Raw genomic sequence first — 7,322 nt, 5'->3', positions numbered from 1 at the left:
GGGGCCGGCGCGGCGGCGGAGTACACCTACATGCCGCTGAACCTGTCCACGTCGTCGGCGCTGTCGCTGTCCCTGACGGGCACCGGCATCCAGGCGGTGACGGGTCCCCCCACGCCCTCCGTGTCGCCGGCGGGCGGCCCGCGCCTGGCGTCGCTGGACGCCGAGGCGCTGCGGGCGGGCGACGAGGCGCACGCGCGGCGGCTTGCCCGTGAGCGCGCCCAGGCCGCGCGCCTGTCGCTGCCCCGCCGCGGAGCCACGGCGGGTCCGCGCCGGGCCATCACGCCCGGCGTGCCTGCCCTGGACGACCTGATGAGCCTGAACGTGGCGCAGGAGTGCAGCGGGGCGCTGGACCTGCGCACGGGCCGCGTGCGCAGCGTGGGCGCCAGCGTGATCATCGTGAGCGACACGGCCAACCCGGCCGGCGGCTTTACGACGGCGCAGTACGACTCCATCGCGCTGGAGTTCGACAGCATCGCCTATCCCGCCATCACGTCCAGCTTCGGCACGCCGTCGGACATCGACGGCAACGGGCGGGTGGTGCTGTTCTTTACGCGCGCCATGAACGAGCTGTCGCCCCCCGCCAGCTCCACGGTGGAGTACGCGAGCTTCCGGTCGCGTGACGTGTTCCCCGCGGCGACCTGCGAGCGCAGCAACGTGGGCGAGATCATCTACATGCTCACGCCGGACCCCACGGGCGCCGTCAACAGCAACGTGCGAACGGTTTCGCTGGTTCGTGGCAACACCAGCCGCAGCGCCGGGCACGAGCTGCAGCACCTGGTGAATGCCTCGCGCCGCGTGCACGTGCACGGCACCACCACGCTCGAGGAGGCGTGGCTGGACGAGGGCCTGAGCGGCATCGCCGAGGAGCTGATGTTCTACCGCACGTCGTTCGGCCTGGCGCCGCGGCAGAACATTACCCTGGCCAACCTTACCCAGGGGGTCGCCGCCTCGCGGCGGGTGGCGGCGTTCAATACCTACCAGAACGGCCACTTCACCCGCATCCGCGCCTGGCTGCAGCGGCCCGACACCACGGCGGCGTTCAAGGACAACGTCACCCTGGGGCAGCGCGGGGCGCTGTGGGCGTTCCTGCGCTACGCGTCGGACCGTGTGAACGGCACCGAGTCGGCGTTCTGGTACAGCCTGGCCAACACCACGCTCACGGGCAGGGCCAACCTGCAGGCCGCCACCGGGGCGGACCCCGACGCGTGGCTGCGCGACTTCACGGCGGGCATCTACGCCGACGACGCCGTCGCGGGGCTGGCCACGGAGTACCAGCAGCCCAGCTGGAACTACCGTTCGCTCTTTGCGCAGCTGGGCGGCCAGCCGTTCCTTGCCCGCAATCTGGGCAACGGCACCGCGCTCACGCTCTCGTACTCGCGTGCGGGCGGCAGCACGTTCGCGCGGTTCGGCGTGCCCGAGGACGGCTTCGCGTCCATCACGGCGCTTTCGGGCGGCGTGGCGCCCACGAGCCCGTACGCGCTGATCGTCGTCCGCACCAGGTAGGCGGCGCGGCTGGACGGGATGGATGAAAAGCGGGCGGGCGTCGGGATCTCCGGCGCCCGCCCGCTCTCGTTTCCCGGAGGATGCGGATCCGCGCCCAACGCCGGGGCGGGGCGGGCTGTACGATGGGGTGAGCCGCCGATGAGGGGCGGTGACGGCAGACCCCGAAGCCCGAGGAAACCCGCATGAAGGCGTACTGGATGATGGTGGCGGCCGCGCTGGCCGTGGCGCCCGCGAGCCTGTCCGCGCAGCACGCGCGCGCGCACGTCCGCGACCGGATGGAGGACGTGCGCGACCGGCGCGAGGACCGCCGTGACCGGCGCGAGGACGTGGCCGATCGGCGCGAGGATCGCCGCGATCGCGCGGAGGACCGCCGCGACGCGCGCCACGACGGCGGCATCCGCGACCGCCGCGAGGACGTCCGCGATCGGCGTGAGGACGTGCGCGACCGCCGCGAAGACCGCCGCGACCGGCGCGAGGACGTGCGCGATCGCCGCGAGGACCGCCGCGACCGTCGCCGCGGCGTGTGAGACGAGATGAGCCCCGGCCCGCTTTTCCAGCGGCCGGGGCTCGTCGCGTTGGTGAATGGGGCGAGATGCGATCCTGCGAGCAGTTACTCTCGCACTTTCGCACTTTCGCACTTCGTTCAGGGAAGATTAGGAAGCGAGCCGCCTCTCAACCCTGGGCGCCTGGACCGCAACTAAGCAGATGGCACCACGGTCGATCCACCCGCGGCGGTGCTCGATCGATTTCTTTCTCGCCTCGTTCGACGGAGCTCGCATCATGAAGGCTCACTGGATGTTGACCCTGGCGCTCGTCGCCGCGCCCGCGTCGCTGGCCGCGCAGGTGGCGCCCCCCGCGGCCCGTGCGGAGGCCGACCGCGTCCGCGCCGAAGCGCATCGCCACGCGGCGGAAGCCCGCGCGCACGGCGAGCGCGCCCGCATGGAGGCCGACCGCGCCCGCGCCGAAGCGCATCGCCACGCCGCCGAAGCCCGCGCCCATGGCGAGCGTGCCCGCGTGGAGGCCCGTGAGCACGCCGCGGAAGCGCGCGTGCATGCCGAGGAGGCCCGCGTCCACGCGGAGGAAGCCCGCGCCGAGGCCCGCGAGCACGCCGCCGAAGCCCGCGCCGACGCTCTCGAAGCCGCCGCTGCGGCCCGTGCCGAGGCCCGCGAGGATGTGCGTGGTCATGCGGACGGAGACCAGGTGCGCGCCATCGTGCGCTCGGAGGTGGACCGTGCGCGTGCCGATGCCGCCCGCGCCCGCACGGAGGCTCGCGCGGAGCGCGACCGTGTCCGCGCCGAGCACGCCCGCATCCGCGAGCAGGACGAGCGGTAAGTCGCGCCCGCGGGACGTAATAAAGCCCCGGCGCTTCATGGCGCCGGGGCTTTTCTGCGTCTGCCTGCTCCTCACGGACTTCATCCACCGCTCCGCGAAGTGTCACGCGTTGCGTCATCCTGAGCGGGTGTTGCCAACCAACCTTGGATCAACGCCAGCGAGCGTCATCCTGAGGGAGCGCCGCGCGCAACCTGAACGCACACAAGACCTTGGCGCGACCGAAGGATCTTGTGTGCGAAACTCGAACACGGCTTCCGTGCACGAGGGCCGCCGCAGAGTTTCGCGGACAAGATCCTTCGTCGCCGCCAGAGATCACGTTCGGGCAGGGACCACGCGGCGGCTCCTCAGGATGACGCGGTCCGAAGCGCGAGGTTTGGCAACAACCTCTGAGCGTGGCCGACCCTCACGCACGGGAGCCGCCTTCGAACATCGCGGGCCCGATGCTTCGTCGCCACCATGCACCACGCACGAGCCGAGGCCGTTGCCGGCCGTCCCCTGTAACCTGTCCCCCCGTAACCCGCAGTTCACGCGCCCGTCCGCCCCCTTGCCGCAATCCCGCGCTCCGCGTAGATTCTGCCCTGCACGCACCCACCAGCGTGCCGAGGGGATTTGCGCGACCGCTTGCGCCTCGTAAAAAACGCTAAAGAGTCGGGATGGACCGGAGCCAGACAGCCGATCCGCGCGTAACCGCCCCCGCACTCTCCCACATGAGTCGCGGGGGTTCTTTGTTTTGGGGTTTGAACCGATGACGCAGCCTCGCTCGCCGTACCTTGCCGCGCTCGCCGACCGCGTGCTGGTGTTCGATGGCGCCATGGGCACCAGCATCCAGCGCTACGACCTGACCGCCGCCGACTTTGGCGGCGAGCCGCTGGAGGGGTGCAACGACTACCTGGTGATCACCCGGCCCGACGTGGTGGGCGAGATCCACGCGTCGTTCCTGGAGGCCGGTGCCGACGTGCTGGAGACGGACACCTTCCGCTCCAACCGCCTGACCCTGCGCGAGTACGGCCTGCAGGACCGCGTCCGCGAGATCAACGTGGCCGCCGCCGGACTGGCCCGCTCCGTGGCGGACCGCTTTGCCGCGCAGGACGGCCGCCCGCGCTTTGTCGCGGGCTCCATCGGCCCCAGCGGGTTCCTGCCCTCCGCGAGCGACCCCACGCTGGGCAACATCACCCTCCCCGAGCTGGTGCCCGTGTTCGCCGAGCAGGCGGCGGCGCTCATCGAGGGCGGCGTGGACGTGCTGCTCATCGAGACGTCGCAGGACATCCTGGAGGTCAAGGCCGCCATCTTCGGCTGCCGGCAGGCCATCGAGGACGCCGGCCGCCCCGTCGCCCTGCAGGTGCAGGTCACGCTCGACACCAGCGGCCGCATGCTGCTGGGGACGGACATCGCCGCCGCCATGGTGACCCTGGAGTCGCTGCGGGCCGACGTCATCGGCCTCAACTGCAGCACGGGGCCCGAGCACATGCGGCAGGCCATCCGCTTCCTGGGCGAGAACAGCCGCCTGCCCATCAGCTGCATCCCCAACGCGGGCATCCCCCACAACGAGGGCGGCTGCGCCGTCTATCCGCTGGGCTCCACCTCGTTCGCCGAGCAGATGGAGGAGTTCATCCGCGAGCACGGCGTGAACGTGGTGGGCGGATGCTGCGGCACCACGCCGGACCACATCCGTGAGCTGGTGGAGCGCATCCGCGGCGTCAAGCCCAAGGAGCGGACGGTTACGTACGTGCCGCGCCTGTCCTCGGGCATCCGCGCCACGGACCTCGTCCAGGAGCCCGCGCCCACGATGATCGGCGAGCGGGTGAACGCGCAGGGCTCGCGCAAGGTCAAGCGCCTGCTGCTGGCGGATGACTACGACGGCGTGCTGGAAGTGGCGCGCGACCAGACGGAGAGCGGCGCGCACGTGCTGGACGTGTGCGTGGCGCTCACCGAGCGGCAGGACGAGGACGCGCAGATGCGCACCGTCGTCAAGCTGCTGAGCCAGGGCGTGGAGGCCCCGCTGTGCATCGACAGCACGGAGGCCGACGTCATCCGCGTGGCGCTGGAGCAGACGCCCGGCCGCGCCATCGTCAACTCCATCAACCTGGAGAACGGCCGCGAGCGATGCGACGCCGTGCTTCCCCACGTGGCGGCGCACGGCGCGGCGGTCATCGCCCTGACCATCGACCGCGACCTGGGCGGCATGTGCAAGACGGCCGAGACCAAGCTCGAGGCCGCGCGAAAGATCCACGCCATCGCCGTGGACGAGTACGGCCTGACGCCGGACGCGCTCGTGTTCGACGCCCTGACGTTCACGCTGGCCACGGGCGACGAGGAGTTCCGCCGCAGCGCCATCGAGACCATCGAGGGCATCCGCGCCATCAAGCGCGAGCTGCCCGGCGTGCTGACGACGCTGGGCGTATCGAACGTGTCGTTCGGCCTGTCGCCGGCCGCGCGCGCGGTGCTCAACAGCGTGTTCCTGCACTACTGCGTGCAGGCAGGGCTGGACACGGCCATCATCAACCCCGCGCACGTAAAGCCGTACTTCGAGATCGCCGAGGACGAGCGCAAGCTGGCCGACGACCTGATCTTTGATCGCCGGACGGAGACGCACGACCCCCTGGCGGCGTTCATCGCCTTCTACGAGGGCAAGGGGACGGAGGTGGAGTCGGCCGTGGACCCCACGGTGGACATGACGCCGGAGGCGGCGCTGCACTGGAAGGTGCTGCACCGCAAGAAGGACGGCGTGGAGGAGTGGATCGACCGCGCCGTGGAAAAGCTGGGCGCCGTCCCCGTGCTGAACGACGTCCTTCTCCCCGCGATGAAGGAGGTGGGCGACAAGTTCGGCGCCGGCGAGCTCATCCTCCCGTTCGTCCTCCAGAGCGCCGAGGTAATGAAGAAGGCCGTGGCGCGGCTGGAGAACTACCTGGAGAAGACGGAAGGGCAGACCAAGGGCAAGGTGGTGCTGGCCACCGTGTACGGCGACGTGCACGACATCGGCAAGTCGCTGGTGAACACCATCCTGACCAACAACGGCTACACGGTGTTCGACCTGGGCAAGCAGGTGCCCGTGAACACCATCCTGGAAAAGGCCGAGGAGGTGGGGGCCGACGCCATCGGCCTGAGCGCGCTGCTGGTGTCGACGAGCAAGCAGATGCCGCTGGCCGCGCAGGAGCTGCACCGGCGCGGGCTCCAGTACCCGCTTCTCGTCGGCGGGGCGGCCATCAACCCCAGCTTCGTGCGGACGGCGGCCATGATCGCCGGGGAGCAGCCGTACCCGGCGGGGATGTTCTACTGCAAGGACGCCTTCGAGGGGCTGGCCACCATGGACCGGCTGATGGCGGCGGACGGCGAGTCGTTCGTCCGCGAGCACAACGCCGAGATGATCCGCCGCCAGGCCGAGTACGAGGCCCGCAAGGCGCAGGCGCGCGAGCTCAGGCCCGCCAGCCGCGAGAACCCCGCCGTGGCCCCCGCGGACGTGCCCCAGCCGCCGTTCTGGGGATGGAAGGTGCTGCTGGGCATCCCCATCGACGACGTGGTGGAGTGCATTGACCGCAACACGCTGTACCGCATGCAGTGGGGCGGCCGCAACCTCAAGGGCGAGGAGTGGGAGCGCGTGGTGCGCGAGGACTTCGAGCCCCGCCTCAAGCGCTACACGCTGGAGGCGCGCACGCAGCGCTGGCTGTCGCCCAAGGCCGTGTACGGCTACTTCCCCGCGGCGCGCGTGGAGGACTCCGTGGTCGTCTACGACCCGGCGGACCGCACGACGGAATTGGGGCGCTTCGACTTCCCGCGCCAGGAGGACCGCGAGCAGCTGTCGCTGGCGGACTACTTTCGCCCGCTGGACGGCAAGGGCCCGGAGGACGTGATCGCCCTGCAGGTGGTGACGAGCGGCGACCGGGCGGCGGAGTTCATCGAGCGCCGCAACCAGGGCGGGGACTACTCCGAAGGGTACTTCCTGCACGGCTTCAGCGTGCAGACGGCGGAGGGCACGGCGGAGCTGGTCAACCGCCGCATTCGCCAGGAGCTGGGCGTGGGCGACGAGCGGGGGCTGCGCTATTCGTGGGGCTACCCGGCGTGCCCGGACATCGAGCAGCACGAGACGCTGTTCCGCATTCTCCCCGTGAAGGAGACCATCGGCGTGGGGCTGACGACGGCGTTCCAGCTGGACCCGGAGCAGTCGACGGCGGCGCTGGTGGTGCACCATCCCTCGGCGAAGTACTTCTCGCCGACGTGAGGGCGGGGAAGTGCGGAAGTGCGGGAGTGCGTTAGTGCGGGAGTGCGGGAGTGCGGGAGTGCGGGAGTGAATGGCGGCGGGCGGGGAGTTCGGGAGGGCGGGGGAGCGGCGGGGCGGAGTGGGAAGGGTGGAAGGCACATTCGATGGAGCGGATTCCCGTCGCTGCGCGACGGGGGGCCCTCTCCCCCGCCGCCTGCGCCGCTCGTTCCTCGCGGCTCGGTGGCGACCCCTCCCCCAACTTCGGGGGAGGGGTTGGGCATGGGCGAGATCC

Annotated in this window: 4 protein-coding genes and 1 pseudogene; 4 read left to right on the top strand and 1 reads right to left on the bottom strand. The window is 71.0% G+C overall.

Annotated elements, in window-relative coordinates; genetic code table 11:
• Both VFZ20_RS14430 and VFZ20_RS14425 read left to right on the top strand, forming a co-directional pair.
• Positions 1-1,503: pseudogene (locus tag VFZ20_RS14430) on the top strand (hypothetical protein); the annotation flags it as partial.
• A 182-nt stretch (positions 1,504-1,685) separates the two neighbouring features.
• Positions 1,686-2,030 (top strand): hypothetical protein, encoded by a 345-nt coding sequence (locus tag VFZ20_RS14425; RefSeq protein WP_329684601.1) that lies wholly within the window; start codon positions 1,686-1,688, stop codon positions 2,028-2,030.
• Between the two features lie 145 nt (positions 2,031-2,175).
• Here VFZ20_RS14425 and VFZ20_RS14420 read toward each other — a convergent pair whose 3' ends face one another.
• Positions 2,176-2,688 carry a hypothetical protein gene (locus tag VFZ20_RS14420; RefSeq protein ID WP_329684600.1) on the bottom strand — a complete coding sequence of 171 codons (513 nt, stop codon included), beginning with the start codon at positions 2,686-2,688 and terminating at the stop codon, positions 2,176-2,178.
• Between the two features lie 15 nt (positions 2,689-2,703).
• On the opposite strand from VFZ20_RS14420, the gene VFZ20_RS14415 reads away from it, so the two are divergent.
• Entirely contained in the window at positions 2,704-2,835 is a 132-nt protein-coding gene (locus tag VFZ20_RS14415; RefSeq protein WP_329684599.1) for a hypothetical protein, read from the top strand.
• A 745-nt stretch (positions 2,836-3,580) separates the two neighbouring features.
• On the top strand, positions 3,581-7,051 hold the full coding sequence (gene metH / locus VFZ20_RS14410; protein WP_329684598.1) for a methionine synthase: 3,471 nt from the start codon (positions 3,581-3,583) through the stop codon (positions 7,049-7,051).
• Positions 7,052-7,322: the final 271 nt, after the last annotated feature.

Origin of the sequence: Longimicrobium sp., assembly GCF_036280135.1 — a bacterium.
GTDB lineage: Bacteria > Gemmatimonadota > Gemmatimonadetes > Longimicrobiales > Longimicrobiaceae > Longimicrobium.
The sequence above is the reverse complement of the archived record's forward strand: the minus strand, read 5'-3'. Positions and strand labels throughout refer to the sequence as shown.

What these genes read in the sequence shown, in the direction of transcription:
- VFZ20_RS14425 (WP_329684601.1), top strand. Translation starts at nt 1,686, where the DNA reads ATGAAGGCGTACTGGATGATGGTGGCGGCCGCGCTGGCCGTGGCGCCC.
- VFZ20_RS14420 (WP_329684600.1), bottom strand. Translation starts at nt 2,688, where the DNA reads ATGACCACGCACATCCTCGCGGGCCTCGGCACGGGCCGCAGCGGCGGC.
- metH (WP_329684598.1), top strand. Translation starts at nt 3,581, where the DNA reads ATGACGCAGCCTCGCTCGCCGTACCTTGCCGCGCTCGCCGACCGCGTG.